2 protein-coding genes are annotated in these 1,243 nt (G+C 75.3%); both read right to left on the bottom strand.

From position 1 onward, the window contains the following. Window positions 1-73: 73 nt before the first annotated feature. Window positions 74-775, bottom strand: coding sequence for an ergothioneine biosynthesis protein EgtC (gene egtC / locus D7231_RS35060; RefSeq protein ID WP_120760415.1), 702 nt, complete (start codon window positions 773-775; stop codon window positions 74-76). Between the two features lie 4 nt (window positions 776-779). Then, the coding region (locus tag D7231_RS35065) for an SUMF1/EgtB/PvdO family nonheme iron enzyme (protein WP_147449895.1) at window positions 780-1,243 on the bottom strand (464 nt) is incomplete at its 5' end.

Genomic DNA, 1,243 nt, shown 5'->3' on the forward strand with positions numbered 1-1,243 from the left:
GGAATGGTTAAATGCGTGGCGTGCTTCTGCTTGTATCAAATAAGCCCGCCAACAGCGCATAAGGCTAGGACGTTCACTCTTTCCCTTCACGCCGCGCTTCCGTTCTCTCCTGCCAGCCCGGGTCGTCGGTGCAGGGCTCGGAGGCGACGGTCACGGAGCCGGCCTCCGCGTCCCTGCGGTAGTGGAGGGGGTGGCCGTGCCGGGTGGCGGCGATGGCGTGCCCGTCGGTGAGGAGGAGGTTGAGCAGGGCGGTGGGGCGGGCGGCGGTGATGGCCCGCACGACGCCGGCCAGCGCGTACCCGGGCGGCTCGCCCGCGGCCAGGCGGCGCCCGGCCAGCAGCCACAGCAGGGCGGAGTCGGTGTGCGCCTCCATGCCGAGGACCTGGGCGGCGGTGAGCGGGACGCCGAGGTCCTCGGGGAGCGAACGCCAGTGCTCCACGCGGCCGTTGTGGCTGAACAGCCAGCGGCCCAGGGTGTAGGGGGCGGCGGCCGACTCGTCCAGGCTGGTGCCGGGCGTGGCCGAGCGGACGGCGGCCAGGACGGCGCCGCTGCGCAGGACGGAGGCCAGGGCCGGGAGGTTGGCGTCGGCCCAGATCGGCACGGAGCGGCGGTAGCGGACCGGGCCCGCGCCGTCCCCCGGCGGGTACCAACCCACGCCGAAACCGTCGGCGTTGAGGGTGGGCGTCCACGACTGCCGGTAGAGGCTGTGCGGCGGCTCGGTGAGCAGCTCGGCGAGCGAACGCACGGGGCCGAGGTAGGCGAGGTGCCGGCACATGCGCTCACGCCCCGGCGTCCTCGGGGGCGTCCCGGCAGGTGCGGAACCCGGCGAAGATCTGGCGGCGCACGGGCAGGTCCCAGTTGCGGAACGTGGCCCGGCAGGCGACGGGGTCGGTGGCGAACGACCCGCCGCGCAGCACCCGGTAGCGGTCGCCGAAGAAGACCTCGCTGTACTCGCGGTAGGGGTAGGCGGCGAAGCCGGGGTAGCCGGTGAACGACGAGGCCGTCCACTCCCATACGTCGCCCAGCAGTTGGCGGGCCCCGCAGGGCGCGGCGCCGTCCGGGTAGGACCCGGCGGGGGCGGGCTGGAGGTGGCGCTGGCCGAGGTTGGCGTGCGCGGGGCCGGGGGCGGCCTCGCCCCAGGGGTGGCGGCGGGGGGCCGGGGTTGCCGGGTCGTGGCGGGCGGCCTTCTCCCACTCGGCCTCGGTGGGCAGCCTGCGGCCGGCCCAGCGGGAGCGGAAGAGCG

It is taken from the genome of Streptomyces klenkii, assembly GCF_003626645.1.
Taxonomy (GTDB): domain Bacteria; phylum Actinomycetota; class Actinomycetes; order Streptomycetales; family Streptomycetaceae; genus Streptomyces; species Streptomyces klenkii.